The 19,282-nt window shown below is 65.9% G+C and carries 20 protein-coding genes; 15 read left to right on the plus strand and 5 right to left on the minus strand.

What is annotated here, in order from left to right; all coding sequences use genetic code 11:
* Positions 1-15 precede the first annotated feature (15 nt).
* The 12 genes from CK620_RS07510 to rfbC all read left to right on the plus strand — a co-directional run bounded on the left by CK620_RS07510 (position 16) and on the right by rfbC (position 10,715).
* On the plus strand, positions 16-513 hold the full coding sequence (locus CK620_RS07510; RefSeq protein ID WP_095549776.1) for a peptidylprolyl isomerase: 498 nt from the start codon (positions 16-18) through the stop codon (positions 511-513).
* Between the two features lie 10 nt (positions 514-523).
* Positions 524-1,423, plus strand: a complete 900-nt coding sequence (locus CK620_RS07515) for a UDP-2,3-diacylglucosamine diphosphatase (protein WP_095549777.1) — start codon at positions 524-526, stop codon at positions 1,421-1,423.
* A 57-nt stretch (positions 1,424-1,480) separates the two neighbouring features.
* Positions 1,481-2,131, plus strand: a complete 651-nt coding sequence (locus tag CK620_RS07520) for an alpha/beta hydrolase (RefSeq protein WP_095549778.1) — start codon at positions 1,481-1,483, stop codon at positions 2,129-2,131.
* 187 nt (positions 2,132-2,318) lie between these two features.
* Positions 2,319-4,412: a ribonuclease catalytic domain-containing protein gene (locus tag CK620_RS07525; protein WP_095549779.1), complete on the plus strand. Its 2,094-nt coding sequence runs from the start codon at positions 2,319-2,321 to the stop codon at positions 4,410-4,412.
* A 34-nt stretch (positions 4,413-4,446) separates the two neighbouring features.
* Positions 4,447-5,331 carry an energy transducer TonB family protein gene (locus tag CK620_RS07530; protein ID WP_420823116.1) on the plus strand — a complete coding sequence of 295 codons (885 nt, stop codon included), beginning with the start codon at positions 4,447-4,449 and terminating at the stop codon, positions 5,329-5,331.
* A gap of 104 nt (positions 5,332-5,435) precedes the next feature.
* Positions 5,436-6,311, plus strand: coding sequence for a shikimate dehydrogenase (gene aroE / locus CK620_RS07535; protein ID WP_420894216.1), 876 nt, complete (start codon positions 5,436-5,438; stop codon positions 6,309-6,311).
* Complete coding sequence (gene mtgA, locus CK620_RS07540) at positions 6,311-7,075, plus strand: monofunctional biosynthetic peptidoglycan transglycosylase (protein ID WP_095549781.1); 765 nt, start codon at positions 6,311-6,313, stop codon at positions 7,073-7,075. The genes aroE and mtgA overlap by 1 nt, the downstream gene beginning before the upstream one ends.
* A 13-nt stretch (positions 7,076-7,088) precedes the next feature.
* Positions 7,089-7,637: a crossover junction endodeoxyribonuclease RuvC gene (gene ruvC / locus CK620_RS07545; protein ID WP_095541501.1), complete on the plus strand. Its 549-nt coding sequence runs from the start codon at positions 7,089-7,091 to the stop codon at positions 7,635-7,637.
* 144 nt (positions 7,638-7,781) lie between these two features.
* Positions 7,782-7,955 (plus strand): hypothetical protein, encoded by a 174-nt coding sequence (locus CK620_RS14060; protein ID WP_172424212.1) that lies wholly within the window; start codon positions 7,782-7,784, stop codon positions 7,953-7,955.
* A 405-nt stretch (positions 7,956-8,360) separates the two neighbouring features.
* Complete coding sequence (gene proC, locus CK620_RS07550; RefSeq protein ID WP_095549782.1) at positions 8,361-9,194, plus strand: pyrroline-5-carboxylate reductase; 834 nt, start codon at positions 8,361-8,363, stop codon at positions 9,192-9,194.
* A gap of 63 nt (positions 9,195-9,257) precedes the next feature.
* Positions 9,258-10,145: a glucose-1-phosphate thymidylyltransferase RfbA gene (gene rfbA / locus CK620_RS07555; RefSeq protein WP_095549920.1), complete on the plus strand. Its 888-nt coding sequence runs from the start codon at positions 9,258-9,260 to the stop codon at positions 10,143-10,145.
* Positions 10,146-10,160: 15 nt separating this feature from the next.
* Complete coding sequence (gene rfbC, locus CK620_RS07560) at positions 10,161-10,715, plus strand: dTDP-4-dehydrorhamnose 3,5-epimerase (protein WP_095549783.1); 555 nt, start codon at positions 10,161-10,163, stop codon at positions 10,713-10,715.
* A gap of 177 nt (positions 10,716-10,892) precedes the next feature.
* On the opposite strand, the gene tkt is transcribed toward rfbC, so the two are convergent.
* Positions 10,893-12,932, minus strand: coding sequence for a transketolase (tkt, locus tag CK620_RS07565; protein ID WP_095549784.1), 2,040 nt, complete (start codon positions 12,930-12,932; stop codon positions 10,893-10,895).
* A 421-nt stretch (positions 12,933-13,353) separates the two neighbouring features.
* Between tkt and CK620_RS07570 the strand changes: the two genes are divergently transcribed.
* Positions 13,354-14,502, plus strand: a complete 1,149-nt coding sequence (locus tag CK620_RS07570; RefSeq protein WP_095549785.1) for an aminotransferase class V-fold PLP-dependent enzyme — start codon at positions 13,354-13,356, stop codon at positions 14,500-14,502.
* A gap of 285 nt (positions 14,503-14,787) precedes the next feature.
* On the opposite strand, the gene CK620_RS07575 is transcribed toward CK620_RS07570, so the two are convergent.
* The 4 genes from CK620_RS07575 to CK620_RS07590 form a co-directional block, all read right to left on the minus strand.
* Positions 14,788-15,561: a ferredoxin--NADP reductase gene (locus tag CK620_RS07575; protein ID WP_095549786.1), complete on the minus strand. Its 774-nt coding sequence runs from the start codon at positions 15,559-15,561 to the stop codon at positions 14,788-14,790.
* A 263-nt stretch (positions 15,562-15,824) separates the two neighbouring features.
* Entirely contained in the window at positions 15,825-16,784 is a 960-nt protein-coding gene (gene gshB, locus CK620_RS07580; protein WP_095549787.1) for a glutathione synthase, read from the minus strand.
* Positions 16,785-16,792: 8 nt separating this feature from the next.
* Positions 16,793-17,152, minus strand: coding sequence for a hypothetical protein (locus tag CK620_RS07585; protein WP_095541508.1), 360 nt, complete (start codon positions 17,150-17,152; stop codon positions 16,793-16,795).
* Between the two features lie 28 nt (positions 17,153-17,180).
* Positions 17,181-17,594, minus strand: a complete 414-nt coding sequence (locus tag CK620_RS07590; RefSeq protein WP_124855863.1) for a hypothetical protein — start codon at positions 17,592-17,594, stop codon at positions 17,181-17,183.
* A 266-nt stretch (positions 17,595-17,860) separates the two neighbouring features.
* On the opposite strand from CK620_RS07590, the gene CK620_RS07595 reads away from it, so the two are divergent.
* Together CK620_RS07595 and CK620_RS07600 are read left to right on the plus strand one after the other, a co-directional pair.
* On the plus strand, positions 17,861-18,484 hold the full coding sequence (locus CK620_RS07595) for a hypothetical protein (protein WP_095549921.1): 624 nt from the start codon (positions 17,861-17,863) through the stop codon (positions 18,482-18,484).
* Between the two features lie 38 nt (positions 18,485-18,522).
* Entirely contained in the window at positions 18,523-19,071 is a 549-nt protein-coding gene (locus CK620_RS07600; protein WP_238946061.1) for a TlpA family protein disulfide reductase, read from the plus strand.
* The last annotated feature ends 211 nt before the right edge of the window (positions 19,072-19,282 follow it).

Below are 19,282 nucleotides of genomic sequence, written 5' to 3' on the forward strand. Positions count from 1 at the left end.
CACTGAAAGCACACCATGAGCAATCCCAAGGTTCAACTGCACACCACCCACGGCGTCATCACCGTCGAGCTGGACGCTGAAAAAGCCCCCAAGTCCACCGCCAACTTCCTTTCCTACGTCAACAGCGGGCACTACGACAACACCATCTTTCACCGCGTCATCGGCAACTTCATGATCCAGGGCGGCGGCTTCGAGCCAGGCATGAAGCAAAAGCCCACCGGCGCGGAGATCGAGAACGAGGCCAAGAACGGCCTGAAGAACGACCAATACACCATCGCCATGGCCCGCACCAGCGCGCCACACTCGGCCACGGCGCAGTTCTTCATCAACGTGAACAACAACGACTTTCTCAACTACCCCGGCCAGGACGGCTGGGGCTATGCCGTGTTCGGCAAGGTCGTCGAAGGCACGGAAGTGGTGGACAAGATCAAGGCCGTGGCCACCGGCCGCCGCGGCTTCCATGACGACGTGCCCAAGGACGACGTGGTCATCACCAAGGCTGTGGCGCTGTAACAGCAGCCCCATGGCGCCCGCCAGCCCGCCAACGCCAGCGACAGTGCCAGCGCTGCCCCCGCAGATTGGCCAGCTGCGCCTGCCCCTGCCGCCGCAGGGCGCCGCGCCGCTGGTGATCGACTGCGTGGCCGACATGCACCTGCAGCGCAGCCAGCCCGGCACCTGGGCAGCGTTTGCGCACTACCTGCGCCACACCCCGGCGCAGCACGTGCTGCTGCTGGGCGATGTGTTCGAGGTCTGGGTGGGCGACGACGCCCTGCGCGAGCCCGGCAGTTTCGAGGCCGAGGCCGCCCAGCTGCTGCGCGCCTGCACGCAGGCGGGCAAGGCCTTGTACCTCATGCACGGCAACCGCGATTTCATGATCGGCCAGGGCTTTGCCCAGGCCACGGGCGTGCAGTTGCTGCCAGACCCCTGTGTGCTGCAACTGGGCAGCAGTCCCGATGCGCCGCGCTGGCTGCTCTCGCATGGCGATGCGCTGTGCACCGACGACCTGCCCTACCAGCAGTTCCGCGCCATGAGCCGCCAGCCCCAGTGGCAACAACACTTTCTCGCGCAGCCACTGGCGGCGCGGCGCACACTGGCCAGCCACATCCGCAGCGAAAGCGAGCAACGCAAGCAAGGGCAGGACAGCAGCAACTATGTGGACTTGAACCCCGCCGCCACCTGCCAGTGGCTGCAGCACAGCAGCTGCGCCACCCTGATCCACGGCCATACCCACTGCCCTGGCGAGCACGCCCTGGGCCAGGGCCTGGCGCGCATCGTGCTCTCCGATTGGGATGCCGATGCCCAGCCGCCGCGCCTGCAGGCCCTGCGCCTGCGCAGCGACCAGGGGTTGCACTGGACGCGCATCGACTTGAGCACCGCTGCCAGCACCGCAGCCAACGATCACGACAACACTGCAGCGCCATAACCAGGGCCCGTTCAAAGCGCCTACCCGATCACCACCTCCATCCTGCCGGCCTTTGCCATGCTTGATCTTCGCCACAGCGGCGTGCAGCACTTCGCCCTGCCCCACGGCCCCATGGAGGTGCTGATCGATGCCGCCTGCGCCCAGCCGCCGCGCGGCATTGCCTTGATCGCCCACCCTCAACCACTGCTGGGCGGCAGCGCTCGGCACAAGCTGCCGCAGTTTCTGGCCCAAGCCCTGTGCCAGGCTGGCTGGAGCACCCTGCGCCCCAACTTCCGCGGCGTGGGCGATAGCGCCGGACAGTACGACCACGGCCAGGGCGAAGCCCAGGACTTGTACGCCCTGTACCAGGCCGTGCGCAGCGCGCAGCCGGATCTGCCCATTGCCCTGTTGGGCATTTCTTTTGGCGCCTTTGTGCAAGCCTTGCTGGCTGAGCGCCTGCAGCAACAGGGCCAGCCCGCCGCGCGGCTGGTGCTGGCGGCCATGCCTTGCGGCCAAGTCAATGCCCAGCGCCACTACGCCACCCCCGATGCCATCGGCGCGCCGCTGGTCATCCACGGCGAGCACGACACCAGCGTGCCACTGCCGCTGGTGCTGGACTGGGCGCGCCCGCGCAGCCACCCGGTGCTGGTCGTACCCGGCGCCAGTCACTTGTTCACCGGCAAGCTACCACTGCTGCGCGAGCTGGTGCTGCGCCATCTGCAAGCCTGAGAACCTGTTCAAAATCTCGGCGCGAGTGGGCAAGAAGTGGTTTGCGATGGGCTGCAAGGCTTTGCGAGCGCCGCAGACCGCAGACCGCCCAAATCCGCTTGATTGCACACCGTGCATAGATTTCGAACGGCTTTGAGAACCCCGCCACCGCCGCCAAGCGACAAACCGGGCGTGCGAGAATACGCCGATGTATTTGTTGTTTGAAGAAGCTGGCAAATTCCAGGCCGGCCGCATCCTCTCCGAGGCCGATGCCTCTGCCCAGGTCGAGCTTGACAGCGGCAAGCGCGTCAAGGTCAAGAAAGCCAACGCCCTGTTGAGCTTTGCCCAACCCAGCCCGCAGGAGCTTTTGGCCCGCGCACAGACCCTGGCACCCGAGATCGATCTGGATCTGGCCTGGGAATTTGCCCCTGAAGACGAATTCGGCTTTGTCGATTTCGCACGTGAATACTTCAGCGCCGACGCCAGCCTGGCCCACCAGGTGGCCGCGCTGCTGCGCCTGCACGAGGCGCCGCACTACTTTCGCCGCGCCGGCAAGGGGCGTTTCAAGAAAGCGCCGGAGGACGTGCTCAAGCAAGCTCTGGCGGCGATCGAGAAAAAGCGCCAGCAGCAGCTGCAAATCGATGCCTGGGCCGCCGAGCTGGCCAGCGGCCAGACGCCCGAGCCAGTGCGTCAGCAGCTCTACAAAATCCTCTTCAAGCCCGACAAGAACGCCCCTGAGTACAAGGCCGTGGTCGAGGCTGCGCGCCAGACCCAGCTGCCGCCGCTGACGCTGCTGCAAAACGCTGGCGCCATTGCCTCGTGCTACGAATTTCACTGGCAGCGCTTTCTGTTCGAGCAATTCCCCAAGGGCCATGCCTTTGCCCCCGTCGCTGCGCCCGAGCCCGATGCCCAGTTGCCGTTGGCGGCTGTAGAGGCCTTTTCCATCGACGACTCCAGCACTTCGGAAATCGACGACGCGCTGTCCGTGCAGGGCCTGGGCAGCGGCGAAGTCACGCTGGGCATCCACATCGCCGCGCCGGGCCTGGCCATCCGCCCCGGCGATGCGCTGGACCAGCTGGCGCGCGCGCGCCTGTCCACCGTTTACATGCCAGGCGCCAAGTTGACCATGCTGCCCGATGCCGTGGTGCAGCAATACACGCTGGATGCTGGGCGCGCCAACCCGGCCGTATCGCTGTACGTGCGCATCGATGAGGCCAGCCTCACACCCACGGCCTACGAAACCCGCATCGAGCGCGTACAGACCAGCCACAACCTGCGCCACGACCAGATCGACCACATCGTCACCGAGGCTTGGCTGGCCGATGCCCAGCTGCCGACCGCCGAAGCAGCCGATGCCCACGCCAGCGCCGAGCTGCTGGCGCTTCGGCCTCAGCTGGCCTTTCTCTACCGGCTGGCCCAGACGCTCAAGCAGCGCCGCGAAGACGTGCGCGGCAAGCCCGAGAACTTCAGCCGCCCAGACTACAACTTCCGCCTGTTGGGGCAGCAGGGCGATCTGCCCACAGGCGATGAAACCGTGCAGATCACCACGCGCCAGCGCGGCGCGCCGCTGGATTTGATCGTTGCCGAGGCCATGATCGTGGCCAACAGCCACTGGGGCGGCTGGCTGGCGCACTATGGCGTGCCGGCCATCTACCGCAGCCAGCACAGCCTGGCGCCGGGCGTCAAGGTGCGCATGGGCACCAAGGCGCTGCCCCATGCAGGCATCGGCGTGCCCAGCTACGCCTGGAGCACCTCGCCGCTGCGCCGCTATGTGGATCTGGTCAACCAGTGGCAAATCATCGCCGCCGTGCAAGGCGGGCAAACGGCCGCGCTGAGCGCACCCTTCAAGCCCAAGGATGCGGAGTTGTTCTCCATCATCAGCGCCTTCGATGCCGCCTACACCGCCTACAACCGCTACCAATCCGACATGGAGCGCTACTGGACGCTGCGCTACCTGCAGCAAAACCAGATCACCGAGCTGGATGCCGCCATCATCCGCGACGCCATCAACGGCGAGCCCGCGCTGGCGCGCGCCGACACCCTGCCGCTGGTGCTGCGCGTGCCGGGCGGCAGCGAGCTGGTGCGCGGCACGCGCGTGCGCCTGCGCCTGGGCCAGGCCGATTTGCTGGCGCTGGACATCGGCGCCAGCGTCATCGCCCGCCTGGACGGCCCCGCCAGCGCCGAGGACATCGGCGGCGACGATGCCGAGCAAGAGGACGCCCAGCTCTCCCCGGCCCTGCACATCGCGCTGGAAGTGTCGCCAGAGGACGACAGCGCAGCCATCGGCGCGCCTGCAGCCTGAAGTCCCCACCCATATGCACGCATAATCGGCCGCCGTGAACAAGCTGCTCGCCCACTTCAGAAACCTCTCGGCCTTCTCGATCGCTCTGATCGCTTCGTTGGTCGTGCATGCCGTGCTGCTGACGATTCGCTTCGTCAGCCCAGAGGCCTTTGAACGTACGCTCAGCGCCCAGCCGCTGGAGGTCATCCTCGTCAACGCCCGAAGTGACGACGAGCGCCCCGAGGAAAGCAAAGCCGTGGCCCAGGTGGCGCTGGCCGGCGGCGGCGATGCCGACAGCGGCCGCGCCACCAGCCCCACGCCCTACGCTGCGCTCACGCGCATTGGCAGCGACACCGAGGACGCCCAGCAGCGCCAGGAGACCCCGCGCGAGCGCCAAAACCGCCTGCTGGCCGAGCTGCGCGAGCAGGTTGCGCAACTGCCCGTGCCCGACCCGCGCCGCACCGATCGCACCCCGGAAGAAGTTGCACAGGAGGAAAAGCGCCTGCTGCTGGTCGAGCAGCTTGCCGAGATCGAGCGGCTCGTCAAGGAAGAAAACGAGCGCCCCAAGAAGCGCTACATCAGCCCGGCCACGCAAGACTCGGTCACAGCCCTTTACCTGGACCACGTGCGCCGCAGCATTGAGGAGCGCGGCACCAGCAACTTCCCGACGCAAAACGGCCGCAAGCTCTACGGCAAGCTGATCCTGACTGTGATGATCGACCACGACGGCAGCGTGCTCTCGGCCGAGGTCGATACCAGCTCGGGCAATCTGGCGCTGGACGTGCGCGCCCAATCCATCGTGCACGCCGCCGGGCCGTTCGGCCCCTTCTCGCCGGAAATCCGCCGCACGGCCGACCAGATCGGCTTTACCTCCACCTTCGAATTCCGCCGCGACGCCACACTGGCCACACAGCTGCAAAGCAGGCCTGCCCAACAGTGAGCAAGCGCCACAGGCTCGCGCAGCCTATGCCTAACGCCCCCACACCCGCCGCCGCACAGCCCATGCCTGAAGACATTGCAACACAGGCTGAACTGGCAGAACTGATTGCCCAAGGGCAAGACGCCTACGTGGTCATCGGCAACCCCATCACCCACAGCCGCTCGCCCGCCATCCACCAGCACTTCGCCCAACTTACCGGGCAGCGCCTGGTCTACGCCCGCTGCCTGAGCCCCCTGGAGGACTTTGCCCAGACTCTGGACAGCCTGCGCCAGCACGGCATCAAAGGCTGCAATATCACCGTCCCCTTCAAGCATCAGGCCGCGCAACTGGCCAGCCAGTGCGATGCGCGCGTGCAGCTGGCCCAGGCCGCCAACACCTTGGTGCTCAACGGCCCGCAAGGCCCGGTGCAGGCCTTCAACACCGATGGTCTAGGCCTGGTGCGCGACCTGTGCGACAACGCCGGGCTGCGCCTGGCCGGCGCGCACATCCTGCTGCTGGGCGCTGGCGGCGCGGCCGCAGGCGCGTTGGCGCCGCTGCTGCAGGCCGGCCCCGCCAGCCTGTACATTGCCAACCGCAGCGCCGAGCGCGCCCAGGCCCTGGCGCAGCGCCACGCCGCCCTGGCCGCCGAGCACGGCGTGCAGCTGCAGGCCCTGGCGCTGGACGAGATCGGCCACACGCCGCTGCCGGCCATGCAATTGCTCATCAACGCCACGGCCAGCAGCCTGCAAGGCGCTGCACTGCCCATCCAGAACCTGGCGCGCCTGCTGGCGCCTGGTGCCATGGCCTACGACATGATGTACGGCGCTGCCGCCCAGCCCTTTCTGCAATGGGTCAGCAGCCAGGGGCAGAACGTCCGTACGCGCGATGGCCTGGGCATGCTGGTGGAGCAGGCAGCCGAATCCTTTGCGCTCTGGCGCGGCCTGCGCCCGCCCAGCGCGCCTGTGCTGGCGGCGCTGCGCCAGCAGATCAGCGCGCCCTGATGCCCCTGGCCCAACCAGTGCCCGCCACCAACGTGCGCCCAGGCTTGGTGCGGCGTCTGATTCTGTTCTGCAAACGCTGGCTGGGCATGCTGCTGTTGGCCGGGCTGTGCCTGCAGCTTTACTTTATGGCGCACAGCCTGGCATTGCGTTGGCTGGAGCCAGGCTCCACCGCCTTCCAGCGCAGCGCGCTGTGGCACATCCTGCAAGGCAGGCAGGACACCCAGGGCCGCCATTGGCTGCACCAGCCCGTGCCCAGTGGGGCCATCAACGACCATGCGCGCAAAGCCGTCATCGCAGCCGAGGACAATCTATTCTTCCAGCACAGCGGCGCTGACTGGCGCGCCATCGAACAAGCCTGGCGGCGCAATGCCCAGGGCCAGTCGCGGCTGCTGGGCGGCTCGACCATTACCCAGCAACTGGCCAAGAACCTACACCTCTCGGGCCAGCGCAGCCTGCTGCGCAAAGGCCAGGAGCTGCTGCTGAGCTGGATGCTCGAAGCGACGCTGCCCAAGCAGCGCATCCTCAACCTCTACCTCAACCAAGTCGAATGGGGCACTGGCATCTACGGCATCGAAGCGGCAGCGAAGCATTACTTTGGCGTCAGCGCAAGCCAGCTCAATGCCGCACAAAGCGCCCGCCTGGCTGTCATGCTGCCGCAGCCAAGGCGCCTGGGCCTGGCGCCGCACAGCCCCTACATGAACCGCCGCACCCAGGTCATCGTGCAGCGCATGCCGGCCATTGCGCTACCATCGCCAGCCCCTTGAGCCTCATCTTTCCATGCGCATTCTTGGCATCGACCCCGGCCTGCAAACCACCGGCTTTGGCGTGATCGACGTACACGGCACGCAGCTGCACTACGTGGCCAGCGGCACCATCAAGACCAACGCCGTGGCGCGTGGCGACCTGCCCGCGCGCCTGAAAATCCTGTTCGACGGCATCGCCCAGCTCAGCCGCCAGTACCAGCCCGACCAGGCCTGCGTGGAAATCGTCTTCGTCAACGTCAATCCGCAATCCACACTGCTGCTGGGCCAAGCGCGCGGCGCCTGCGTCACGGCGCTGGTAGCCCAGGGACTGCCGGTGGCCGAGTACACCGCGCTACAGATGAAAAAAGCCGTCACCGGCCACGGCCGTGCAGCCAAATCGCAAATCCAGGAGATGGCGCGCCGCCTGCTGCAACTTCCCGGCCTGCCCGGCACCGACGCTGCCGACGCCCTGGGCCTGGCCATCACCCACGCCCATGCCCAGCGCACCCACAGCGCCTTGCAGAAAACCACCACCTTGCAACGCCGCCAGCACGCCATGTACCGCGCCGGGCGCAGTTACTAGGGCCTGCGCGCCATGCATTAGAATCGCGCGTTTTCCCGCGGCCATTGGCCCCCAGGCTGGGGCGCCAACGGGCAATGCGCTTGACCCATCAGGTCGGCGCGCATTGCCCGATTCGCGCCGCCCTACCCTTCCGCAGGAGCCGTCATGGGCAACAAAATCGTTACCGAAGCCGATCGCAAATTCACCCCGCCACTGCCCGCCCCCAAAGGCTACGCCATGCCCAAGCATGGCGGCGGCCAGCGCGTGAGCAAGGAGCGCGGCGTGCACACTCGCAGCAAGAAGAACCCGGGCAAGCGCGCGCACAGCGGCGGCTCCTGATCCCTGACCTGCCCGGGCAGCAGTCTTGCGCCTGCTGTGGCGGCTTGCTTTCTGTGAAGAGCGGGCTGCCTACGCTTTCCACGCCCGGCGCTTTTCTCACTGCAACGGCGCGCCATGCGCCATCAGCACAGGCCTCGTCGCGCCCCAGTAGTGTCATTGGTGCAACGCAAACCGGCCGTGGCCACGCAAGCCACCACTTGCCGCAACCCCGCATTGCCCGCACGCACAGGAGCCTGAGAGCCTGTTCAGAATATCTTCACCGCGGGCAAGAGCGCGGATTTGGGCCGCCTGCGGTGCCCGCAAAGCCTCACCATAGCTCTTGCCATGGATGTGTTTTGCGCCTTGCAGCCATCTCCCAAACCGCTTCTTGCCCACTCGCACCGAGATTTTGAACAGGTTCTGACCATGCAACCAGACATCGTCTTCATCGGTGGCGGCAACATGGCCCGCGCCATCATCGGCGGCCTGCGCCAGCACGGCCAGCCCGCCCCCGCCCTGGCCGCCATTGAGCCCAATGCCGCTGCACGCGAGGCCCTGACCCAAGACTTTGGCATCCGCACTGCCGGCACGCTGCAGGCGCTGGGCGCCAGCGCTGCTGCGCCACTGGCGGCCACCATCGTCTGGGCCGTCAAGCCCCAGGTGCTCAAGGACGCCATGCTCGCGGCGCGCCCGCTGCTGAGCAGCCAGCAATGCCTGCACCTGAGCATCGCCGCCGGCGTGACCACCGCCTCCATGCAGGCTTGGCTGGGCGATGATGTGCGCATCGTGCGCGCCATGCCCAACACCCCTGCCCTGCTGGGCCAGGGCATGACCGGCCTGTTCGCCACCGCCAGCGCCAGCCAAGCCGATCGCAGCAAGGCACAAACCATTGCCGCGGCTGTGGGCCAGACGCTGTGGGTCGAGCAAGAGTCGCTGCTGGACGCCGTGACCGCGCTGTCGGGCTCCGGCCCGGCCTATGTGTTCTATTTCCTGGAGGCCATGCGCGAAGCCGGCACGCAACTGGGCCTCACACCCGAGCAGGCCTACCAGCTGGCCGTGGCCACCTTCGCCGGCGCCTCGGCCTTGGCAGCACAATCGCCTGAATCGCCCGAAGTTTTGCGCCAGCGCGTGACTTCCAAAGGCGGCACCACCTTCGCCGCCACACAGGCCATGGACGCCCAGCACATGCAGCAGCACTTCATCGCCGCCATGCGCGCCAGCCACGACCGCGCTCGGGAAATGGCGCGTGAATTTGGCTGATCCTCTGCAGCCTCCCATCGCGAGCAAACGCAGCACTTTGTGAGCTTGCCCCACGCCTTGACCATGCCCGCTCAAACCACAGCCCGCAAAGGCATCATTCTCGCTGGCGGCTCCGGCACGCGCCTGCACCCGGCCACACTGGCCATCAGCAAGCAGCTGCTGCCGGTCTACGACAAGCCGATGATTTATTACCCGCTCTCGACCCTGATGCTGGCCGGGATCCGGGACATTCTCATCATCAGCACGCCGCAGGACACGCCGCGCTTTGCGCAACTGCTGGGCGATGGCAGCGCCTGGGGGCTGAACCTGCAGTACGCCGTGCAGCCCAGCCCCGATGGGCTGGCCCAGGCCTTTCTCATCGGCGAGTCGTTCCTGGCCGGTGCGCCCAGCGCCCTGGTGCTGGGCGACAACATCTTCTACGGGCACGATTTCGAGACCCTGCTGACCCAGGCCGATGGCCGCAGCGCAGGCGCGACGGTATTTGCCTACCACGTGCACGACCCCGAGCGCTATGGCGTGGTGGCCTTCGATCCCCAGGGCAAGGCCGTCTCCATCGAGGAAAAGCCGCAGCAACCCAAAAGCTCGTACGCCGTCACCGGGCTGTATTTCTACGACGCCCAGGTGGTGGAAATCGCCAAGGCCGTGCGCCCCAGCGCCCGCGGCGAGTTGGAGATCACCTCGGTCAACGAGGCCTACCTGCAGCAGGGCCAGTTGAACGTGCAAATCATGAAGCGCGGCTACGCCTGGCTGGACACCGGCACCCACGACAGCCTGATGGATGCTGGCCAATTCATTGCCACGCTGGAGCGCCGCCAGGGCCTGAAGATCGCCTGCCCCGAGGAGATCGCCTGGCGCAAGGGCTTCATCGACAGCGCCCAGCTCGAACGCTTGGCCCAGCCACTGGCCAAGAGCGGCTACGGCCAGTACTTGCTGCGCATGATTCGCGACTGACCCCATAGCCACACCATGCACACCTGCGCCACAGCCATTCCCGACGTGCTGATCCTGGAGCCCAAGGTCTTCGGCGACGCACGCGGCTTTTTTCTGGAGAGCTTCAACGCCCGCACCTTTGCCCAAGCCACCGGACTGCAGCTCGATTTCGTGCAAGACAACCACAGCCGCAGCCGCAAAGGCGTCTTGCGCGGCCTGCACTACCAGCTGCAACAACCCCAAGGCAAGCTGGTGCGCGTGGTGCGCGGCGCCGTGTTCGACGTGGCCGTGGACATCCGCCGCGGCTCGCCCACCTTTGGCCGCTGGGTGGGCGTGGAGCTGAGCGAGGACAACCAGCGTCAGCTATGGGTGCCACCGGGTCTGGCGCATGGCTTCGTCGTACTCAGCGACAGCGCCGACTTCCTCTACAAAACCACGGACTACTACGCGCCTGAACACGAGCGCAGCATTGCCTGGAACGATCCGGACATCGGCATTGCCTGGCCACTGGCCGAGCACGGCATCGAGCAGCCGCAGCTATCGGAAAAAGACGCCCGCGCGCTGCCGCTGGCCCAGGCCGAGCTGGCCTGAACGACACCGAGTTGACGACGCCAATCAAAACCTGCCTGGATTCTGTTGCTGGCTCCATTCGAATCTGGGCAACAGCTGATGGGCCATTGATGGCCCCCCACCGTCTGCGGCATTGACAAGACAAAGCCCATGTACGAGGCACAACAGGTGCCATCCCGTACATGGGGACAAGCAATGTCAGCGCTTGCGGCGCTGCAGGGCTGCTTGCACGGTGTCGGCCACGTTCTCGGCGGTGAAGCCAAAGTGCTGGAACAGATCGGCCGCCGGGGCCGATTCGCCATAGCAGTCGATGCCCACCACGGCGGCGCAGCCGTATTTCCACCAGAACTGCGTCACACCGGCTTCGACGGCGATGCGCGGCAGCTTTTCCGGCAGCACCTTGATCTGGTACTTGACGTCCTGGCGGTCGAACACCGTGGTGCTGGGCATGGAGACCACGCGCACGGCGATCTTGCGCTGCGCCAGCAGTTGCTGCGCCTGCAGCGCCAGCGCCACTTCGGTGCCGGTGGCCAGCAGCACGGCCTGCGCGGCTTTCTTCAGGCCCACATCGGCCGGCTCGCTGAGCACGTAGGCGCCGCGCTTGATGTCGGCCACGTCCTTCTTGGCTGCATAGGGCACGGCCTGGCGCGAGAGCAGCAGGGCCGTGGGGCGATCGTGCTGCAGCAGCGCCTCGGCCCAGGCGATGGCGGTTTCGGCGGTATCGGCCGGGCGCCAGACGTCCAGATTCGGGATCAGCCGCAAACTGGCGGCGTGCTCAATGGATTGGTGGGTCGGGCCGTCCTCGCCCAGGCCGATGGAGTCGTGCGTGAAGACGTGCACGACGCGGCGCTTCATCAGCGCGGCCATGCGGATGGCGTTGCGGCTGTAATCGCTGAAAGTCAGGAAGGTGCCGCCGTAGGGGATGAAGCCGCCGTGCAGCGCGATGCCGTTCATGATCGCGGCCATGCCGAACTCGCGCACGCCGTAGTTGATGTGGCGGCCAATCTGGCCGGCTTCGTCGCGCTGCACCGCGCCTTGCGCATCCAGGCGCAGCGCAGGCGTGCTGGCCGTTTGCGTCAGGTTCGAGCCGGTCAGATCGGCCGAGCCGCCCAGCAGCTCAGGCAGGCTGCGGGTGAGCGCTTCCAGCGCGATCTGGCTGGCTTTGCGCGTGGCGACTTTCTCTTGTTTGGTGTGCGCATCGACCACCATGTCCACCACGGTCTGGTGGAAGTCCTTGGGCAGGGCGCCGGCCATGCGGCGCGTGAACTGGGCGGCCAGCTCGGGGTGGGCGGCGGCATAGGCCTCAAAGCGCTGCTGCCAGTCTTGCTGGGCGCGCGCACCGGCGGCCTTGGCGTCCCAGTCGGCATAGACGTCATCCGGGATCTCGAACGGCGCGTGCGGCCAGGGCAGGTTTTGGCGCACCAGGGCGATTTCCTCGTGGCCCAGCGGCTCGCCATGGGCCTTGGCGCTGTCCTGGCGGTTCGGGCTGCCCTTGCCGATGTGGGTTTTGCAGATGATGAGGCTGGGCTTGTCCTGCACGGCCTTGGCCTTGGCGATGGCGGCATCCAGGGCTTGCACGTCGTGCCCGTCGATGGGGCCGATGACGTCCCACTGGTAGGCAGCAAAGCGCTGCGCCGTGTCGTCGACGAACCAGGGCGCGACCTGACCGTCGATGGAGATGCCGTTGTCGTCGTACAGCGCGATGAGCTTGCCCAGCTTCCAGGCTCCGGCCAGCGCGCAGGCCTCGTGGCTGATGCCTTCCATCAGGCAGCCATCGCCCAGGAAGACATAGGTGTGGTGGTCAACGATGGCATGGCCGGGACGGTTGAACTCGGCGGCCAGCAGCTTTTCAGCCAGCGCAAAGCCCACGGCATTGGTCACGCCCTGGCCCAGCGGGCCAGTGGTGGTTTCCACGCCGGGGGTCACATCCACCTCTGGGTGGCCAGCGGTCTTGCTGTGCAGTTGGCGGAAGTTCTTCAACTCCTGCATGGGCAGGTCGTAGCCGCTCAAGTGCAGCAGCGCATACAGCAGCATCGAGGCATGGCCGTTGGAGAGCACGAAGCGGTCGCGGTCGGCCCAGCGCGGGTCGGCCGGGTTGTGACGCAGGTGGCGGCTCCACAGTGCCACGGCCATCTCCGCCATGCCCATGGGCGCGCCGGGATGGCCGGAGTTGGCTTGTTGAACGGCATCCATCGCCAATGCACGGATTGCATTGGCCATCGCAGTGGTGTTGGCCATGGGGGAGAGGCTCCAGAGAAAAGAAACAGCGATCAGAAAAAAGAAAGCTCTGCGGCGACCGTAAGGGTGGCAGAGGCTCCAAAACAAAAAAGCCGCGCGCCACAGGCGTCGGCAAGCGGCGCGGTATTTTAGAGCCTGTCCTCAAAAATCCTCGTGCCGCACTCATCCGCAAGATCGGGCCATTTGCTGCGCTACGGCGCCACCGCAACGGCTGGGGCCACTGCGGTGGCGCGCGTCTTGCTTTCCCGCCTGATCTGCAACGCACATTGGTCGCAAGCGGCGCGGCGTCGGCGGGCTGGGCCGAGCTGGTTCTACGGTATGCTTGCCGCGCCTCGGTGCGCGCCGCCTTCATACATTCATCGGCCATAGCCCGCACAGCGCGCGCTGCCCTCACACCCAATCCATTGCCTACAAGACATCCATGCCCGGCCTGCTGCCCCACGTCGATCCCGACGGTTTGCTCGAATTCTCCGTGGTCTATACGGACCGCGCCCTCAACCACATGTCGCAACGCTTCGTCGGCGTGATGCAGGACATTCTGCGCACGCTGCACAGCGTCTACAACGCCCACAGCGCGGCGCTGGTGCCGGGCAGCGGCACTTTTGGCATGGAGGCGGTGGCGCGCCAGTTCGCCCACGGCAAGAAGGTGCTGGTGGTACGCAATGGCTGGTTCAGCTACCGCTGGTCGCAAATCTTCGAGGCCGGCCACTTCGGCGGCACGGCCACCATCTGCCAGGCCCGGCAGCTGGGCGATGACGCGCAGTCACCTTGGGCGCCCATGCCTGCGCAAGAGGTGGCCGAGCAGATTCGCCGGCAACGCCCGGAGCTGGTCTTCGCCCCACATTGCGAGACCGCCAGCGGCATCCTGCTGCCCGATGACTACATCCGCACACTGGCAGATGCAGCGCATGAGGTGGGCGCGCTGCTGGTGCTGGACTGCATTGCCTCGGGCGCGATCTGGGTGGACATGCAGCGCTGCGGCGTGGATTTGCTGATTTCGGCACCGCAAAAGGGCTGGAGCAGCACGCCCTGCTGCGCCATGGTCATGTTCTCCGAGCGCGCGCGCCAAGCCATTGAGGCCACGAGCAGCAGCAGCTTTGCCTGCGATCTGAAGAAATGGCTGCACATTGCCGAAGGCTATTTGCGCGGCCAACACGCCTACCACACGACCATGCCCACCGATGCCCTGCTGCAACTGCGCGACACCATGCTGGAGACCCAGGCCCTGGGCTGGGACTTCCTGCGCGAGCGGCAGATCGAGCTGGGCACGCAGGTGCGCGCACTGTTGCAAGCGCATGGCTTTACCAGCGTGGCCGCGCCTGGCTTTCAATCGCCTGGCGTAGTGGTCAGCTACACCAACGACCCTGACATCCAGAACACACGCAAATTCCTGCAGGTCGGCATCCAGGCCGCTGCCGGCGTGCCGCTGATGTGCGGCGAGGGCGAGGAGTTCCGCAGCTTCCGCCTGGGCTTGTTCGGGCTGGAGAAACTGCAGCACATCGAACGCAGCGTCGCGCAGTTGCGCGATGCGCTGCAGCAGATCGCGCCCCGACAGGCTGCGGCGGCCTGAGAGCCTCTGTGCGCAGGGCGCACGGGCAGCACGCCCGGCCCCTTGAGAGCCTGTTCAAAATCTCGGCGCGAGTGGGCAAGAAGCGGTTTGGGATGGGCTGCAAGGCGCAAAACGCAGCCATAGCTGGGGCTATGGCGAGGCTTTGCAACGCAGCAGAGCGCCCAAATCCGCTCTCTTGACCGCCGTGCAAAGATTTTGAACAGGCTCTGAGAAGGTCTGCACGAATTCAGCCGTCAGGTGCCTGCCGCGATTCGTGCAGAGGCTTTGAATAAGCGCCTTTGCCGCTCACTTCTCGGCAAAAGCGCGCTCGACGACGAACTCGCCCGGCGTGGAGGTATTGCCTTCAATGAAGCCGCGCTGCTCAAACAAGGTCTTGAGGTCAAACAGCATGGCCGGGCTGCCGCAGATCATGATGCGGTCCTCGGCGCGGTTGATCGTCGGCAGGCCCAGGTCGGCAAAGAGCTTGCCGTTCTCGATCAGCGTGGTGATGCGGCCCTGGTGGTGGTAGTCCTCGCGCGTCACCGTCGGGTAGTACAGCAGCTTGCCCTTGACGTATTCGCCCAGGATTTCGTGCTCGGGCAGCGTGCGGGTGATGAGCTCCTGATAGGCCAGCTCGTTGACGAAGCGCGTGCCGTGCACAAGCACGACCTGCTCGAAGCGCTCGTAGGTTTCCGGGTCGCGGATGGTGGACAGAAACGGCGCCAGCCCGGTGCCGGTGGCCAGCAGGTAGAGGCGCTTGCCCGGCAGCAGATAGTCCAGCAGCAAAGTGCCGGTGGGCTTTTTGCCCACCAGAATGGTGTCGCCGGGCTGAATGTGCTGCAGGCGCGAGGTCAATGGCCCATTGGGCACCTTGATGCTGAAGAACTCCAAATGCTCTTCATAGTTGGCGCTGGCGATGCTGTAGGCGCGCAGCAGCGGTTTGCCATCCACGCGCAGGCCAATCATGGTGAAGTGGCCATTGGAAAAGCGCAGCGAGGCATCGCGCGTGGTGGTGAAGCTGAACAGGGTGTCGTTCCAATGATGGATGGAGAGAACGCGTTCTTCGTTAAAGGCACTCATCTTGCGTTGTCGATGTAGCTACACGGGCCTGCTGCCCGCAAGAAAACCGCCAGGCCTGGCGCACGGCGCATAGCGCATGGGCTAGGGCAATGCCTGGCTGGCACGGGGGCCCTCTCAGGGGTCTATCTATTGGGGGATTGCTGCCAGACAGCAGGGCGGCCACCAAGAGGCCGCCGCCAACCGCTGGCATTCATCGCGTGGGCAGGCTGCCGCGCCCATGCAGGGCGCGAGCGTATGCAAAAGCGCCAGAGGATAGCGCACATTCACCAGTCAGGCTGGCGGCGTTGCAGCGCATCCAGGAACATCGCGGCCACGTCAAAGCCAGTCTGCGCGGTGACTTCCTGAAAACCCGTTGGGCTGGTGACGTTGATTTCGGTCACGCAGTCGCCGATCACGTCCACGCCCACCAGCAACAGACCGCGCGCGGCCAGCACCGGCCCCAGACGCGCGGCGATTTCGGCATCACGCGCGCTCAGCGGCTGGGCTACGGCCTTGCCACCCACGGCCATGTTGCCGCGGATTTCGCTGCCCTGCGGAATGCGCGCCAGCGCATGAGGCACGGGCTGGCCGTCAATGAGCAGCAGGCGCTTGTCACCCTGGCGGATCTCGGGCAGGTAACGCTGCACCATGACGGAGGTGCTGCCATGGGCATTGAGGGTTTCGATGATGCTGCCCAGGTTCAGGCCATCGGGGCCGACGCGGAAGATGCCCATGCCCCCCATGCCATCGAGCGGCTTGAGGATGATGTCGCCATGCTCGGCGTGGAAGGCGCGGATGCGCTCGGGCTCGCGCGTGACCAGGGTCGGGCCGATCAGCTCCGGGAACTCCAGGATGTCGAGCTTCTCCGGGTGTTCGCGCAACGCCGCCGGGCGATTGAAAACCTTGGCGCCCTCGCGCTCGGCCTGGCTCAACAGGTGCGTGCAGTAGAAGAACTCGCTGTCAAATGGCGGATCCTTGCGCATCAGCACGGCATCGAAATCGGCCAAAGCCTGCTCGCCCTGGCGCAGCAGCTGCCACCAAGGGCCATCGGCCGGGGGCTGGGCCAGCAGCTCAATGTGCTGCACCTGGGCGCTCACACGCGCGCCGCGCTGCCAGTACAGCGCACGCGGCTCGCACACGGCGATGCCGTGGCCACGCCGCTGCGCCTCGCGCATCATGGCGTAGGTGGTGTCCTTGTGGATCTTGAAGCTGGCCAGTGCATCGGCCACGAACAGCAGGTTCATAGGAAGGCTCAAAACATCAGCGTCTGATCGGCATCGAACACCTTGCGGCGCGCCAACGCCAGGTTGGAGCGCTGGCGATCGAGCACCAGGTAGAGAAACACGCCGTCCTTGCGCGAGGCCGGACGCATGATGTGGTACTGCTTGCCCAGCGTGATGAGGATGTCCTCGATCACATCGTGCAGGCCCAATGCGCGCATGGTGTTGATCTTGGCGCGCATCACCTCGGTATTGCCGGCGGCAGCCACTTCCAAATCGATACCGGCGCCGGCCGAGGCCAGCATCATGCCGCTGCTGCTGTCCACCACGGCGCAGCACAGCGCGCCTTCAAGCGTCATCAGCTCATCCAGGGTTTGTTTGATCGTTGCCATAAAAGAAAGAAAAGCGCCTGTTTGTTCGTCACAGCTGGCGCGCCAGCCGGCCAATCTGCGCCGCCTGGGCCAGCACGGCCTGCCAGTTCAGCGCCACGCCATCTTGGCTGAGCAGCACCAGCACCATGTCTGCAGTACAGGGCACGATGGTCATGCGCATTTGTTGGTGCATCAGCACGCAATAGCGCAGTGGCCCGAGGGTTTCAAAAAAACTGCCGTGGCGCTGGTAGATACGCCAGTAATTGCTTGCGGCTTCAGCCAGTGCGCCATCCTCCATCAGCGCACCTGTGCTGTGCAACACCATGCCCGTGGTGACCTCCACCAGCGCACAAGCTTGCAGAGCCTCGAAAGCCTGGGGCAAATCGTCAATGGCCGCTTTGAGCGCCGCAAAGCGGGATTTCCAAACGGGTTTGAATGGTGCAACAACTGGGGTGGAAGTCATCTCTGAATATCAATTCTGTTGATCATGGCGCGCCACGCTGCTGCACAAAACCACGCGGCAATGCCAGAGCCCAGCCATGGCATTCATCCTGGCGCACAATCCGTGCCAGCATGCCAGGGCCTGCCTCACGCGGGCCAAGAGGATACGCGAATTTCACAGCCCTGCCTGCCACAGCCAGGGATGAGCCATCCACTGGCCCAATGCGCACCTGCATTGACAGCCCCGCCAAGACTTTGCACCTCACACACTCACACGCCCCCATCGCCATGCACACTTCCTTGCAACAGGAAATCGCCCAGGCCGCCGCCGCCCTGATCGTGGACGAAGGCCTGGAGATCGGGCCCGCCAAGCAGCGCGCGCTCAAGCAGCTGGGCCTGCGCCCCAACACCGCTCTGCCCGACAATCGCAGCGTCGAAGACGCCGTGCGCGAGCACATCGCACTGTTTCACGCCGACACCCAGCCCCAAGTGCTGCAGGCCCTGCGTGACATCGCCGCGCACTGGATGCAGCAACTGGCCGAGTTCGAGCCGCTGCTGGGCGGCGCCGTCTGGAACGGCACAGCCACGCACTGGAGCCCGATTCACCTGCAGCTGTTCTGCGACGACAGCAAGGCCTTGCCCATCTGGCTGCTCAACCATGGGCTGGACTTCGATACCCAAGAGGCCAAAGGCCTGGGCGGCCAGCCCACAGAAGTACTGGGCGTGCACGTGACCACGCAGCATCCTGCACTGCAACCGCAGGTGCTGCTGTGCCTGTGGAACAACCCCAGCCAGGCATTGCGCGGCGCGCTGCAGGCCGATGCCGACGGTCAAGCGCCGCGCGGCACGTTGCAGGGCTTGCAGGCCCGCATGGCCGAGACTGGCGCCATGCCACAATCGCCCAAGCCATGAAGACTGCTGCTCCTGCCCCAAGCCCTGTGCCCCCCCCTTTGCCCAATCATGAGGGCCATGGTGCCCACCTCAGGCCGGGGCGCCGCCAATGGCTGCTCTGGGGCGGCGGCCTGGCGCTGGCCGCCGCTGGCGCTGGCGGCTATTGGGGCTGGCTGCGGCGGCAGCACTCGGCGGCCGAGGCCGCGCTGTGGTCCATCGCCCTGCCCCGGCTCGACGGCCGCCAATTGGCGCTGCGCGATTACCAGGGCCGCCCGCTGCTGCTGAATTTCTGGGCCACCTGGTGCGCCCCCTGCATACAGGAGCTGCCGCTGCTGAACCAATTCCAGCGCCAGCGGCCTGATTGGGCCGTCGTTGGCATTGCCGTTGATACGTTGCCGAACGTGCAACGCTTCGCCCAGCGCATGGCACTGGACTTTCCCATCGCCATTGCTGGCGGCGGCCAAGGCATGGAGCTGGCCCGCGCCCTGGGGGGAACAGGCGGCCTTCCCTTGACGGTCCTGGCCGATGCCCAGGGCCAGATCCGAGCGCGAAAGCTGGGGCAGATCGAACCGGCCGACCTGCAGCAGTGGCAGGGCCTGCTGGCATGAACCGCAGGCACCAAAGCGCCCTCGGCAAGGCCCTTAGAGCAATGGCCGTAGAATGCCGGGTTTGATCGCACGCGCGATACGGACATAGCCGGCCGTGCCTGCCCCTCTCAAAAGTGAGCTCGCGCATCGCCACTCCCAGGTGCGAGGCAAACGCCAACCCAGCGCGCCAATCCCGCAATCTTTAACTCTCAAACGAAATTTGGCACGAAAT

It is taken from the genome of Vandammella animalimorsus (assembly GCF_002285285.1).
Classification (GTDB): domain Bacteria; phylum Pseudomonadota; class Gammaproteobacteria; order Burkholderiales; family Burkholderiaceae_C; genus Lampropedia; species Lampropedia animalimorsus.

Excerpts from the sequence above, each read along its gene's own strand:
- CK620_RS14060 (WP_172424212.1), top strand. The coding sequence starts at position 7,782 with ATGGGCAACAAAATCGTTACCGAAGCCGATCGCAAATTCACCCCGCCA.
- tkt (WP_095549784.1), bottom strand. The coding sequence starts at position 12,932 with ATGGCCAACACCACTGCGATGGCCAATGCAATCCGTGCATTGGCGATG.
- CK620_RS07590 (WP_124855863.1), bottom strand. The coding sequence starts at position 17,594 with ATGACTTCCACCCCAGTTGTTGCACCATTCAAACCCGTTTGGAAATCC.
- CK620_RS07570 (WP_095549785.1), top strand. The coding sequence starts at position 13,354 with ATGCCCGGCCTGCTGCCCCACGTCGATCCCGACGGTTTGCTCGAATTC.
- CK620_RS07595 (WP_095549921.1), top strand. The coding sequence starts at position 17,861 with ATGCACACTTCCTTGCAACAGGAAATCGCCCAGGCCGCCGCCGCCCTG.
- ruvC (WP_095541501.1), top strand. The coding sequence starts at position 7,089 with ATGCGCATTCTTGGCATCGACCCCGGCCTGCAAACCACCGGCTTTGGC.
- rfbC (WP_095549783.1), top strand. The coding sequence starts at position 10,161 with ATGCACACCTGCGCCACAGCCATTCCCGACGTGCTGATCCTGGAGCCC.
- proC (WP_095549782.1), top strand. The coding sequence starts at position 8,361 with ATGCAACCAGACATCGTCTTCATCGGTGGCGGCAACATGGCCCGCGCC.
- CK620_RS07510 (WP_095549776.1), top strand. The coding sequence starts at position 16 with ATGAGCAATCCCAAGGTTCAACTGCACACCACCCACGGCGTCATCACC.
- rfbA (WP_095549920.1), top strand. The coding sequence starts at position 9,258 with ATGCCCGCTCAAACCACAGCCCGCAAAGGCATCATTCTCGCTGGCGGC.
- CK620_RS07585 (WP_095541508.1), bottom strand. The coding sequence starts at position 17,152 with ATGGCAACGATCAAACAAACCCTGGATGAGCTGATGACGCTTGAAGGC.
- CK620_RS07520 (WP_095549778.1), top strand. The coding sequence starts at position 1,481 with ATGCTTGATCTTCGCCACAGCGGCGTGCAGCACTTCGCCCTGCCCCAC.
- gshB (WP_095549787.1), bottom strand. The coding sequence starts at position 16,784 with ATGAACCTGCTGTTCGTGGCCGATGCACTGGCCAGCTTCAAGATCCAC.
- CK620_RS07575 (WP_095549786.1), bottom strand. The coding sequence starts at position 15,561 with ATGAGTGCCTTTAACGAAGAACGCGTTCTCTCCATCCATCATTGGAAC.
- CK620_RS07525 (WP_095549779.1), top strand. The coding sequence starts at position 2,319 with ATGTATTTGTTGTTTGAAGAAGCTGGCAAATTCCAGGCCGGCCGCATC.
- CK620_RS07515 (WP_095549777.1), top strand. The coding sequence starts at position 524 with ATGGCGCCCGCCAGCCCGCCAACGCCAGCGACAGTGCCAGCGCTGCCC.
- mtgA (WP_095549781.1), top strand. The coding sequence starts at position 6,311 with ATGCCCCTGGCCCAACCAGTGCCCGCCACCAACGTGCGCCCAGGCTTG.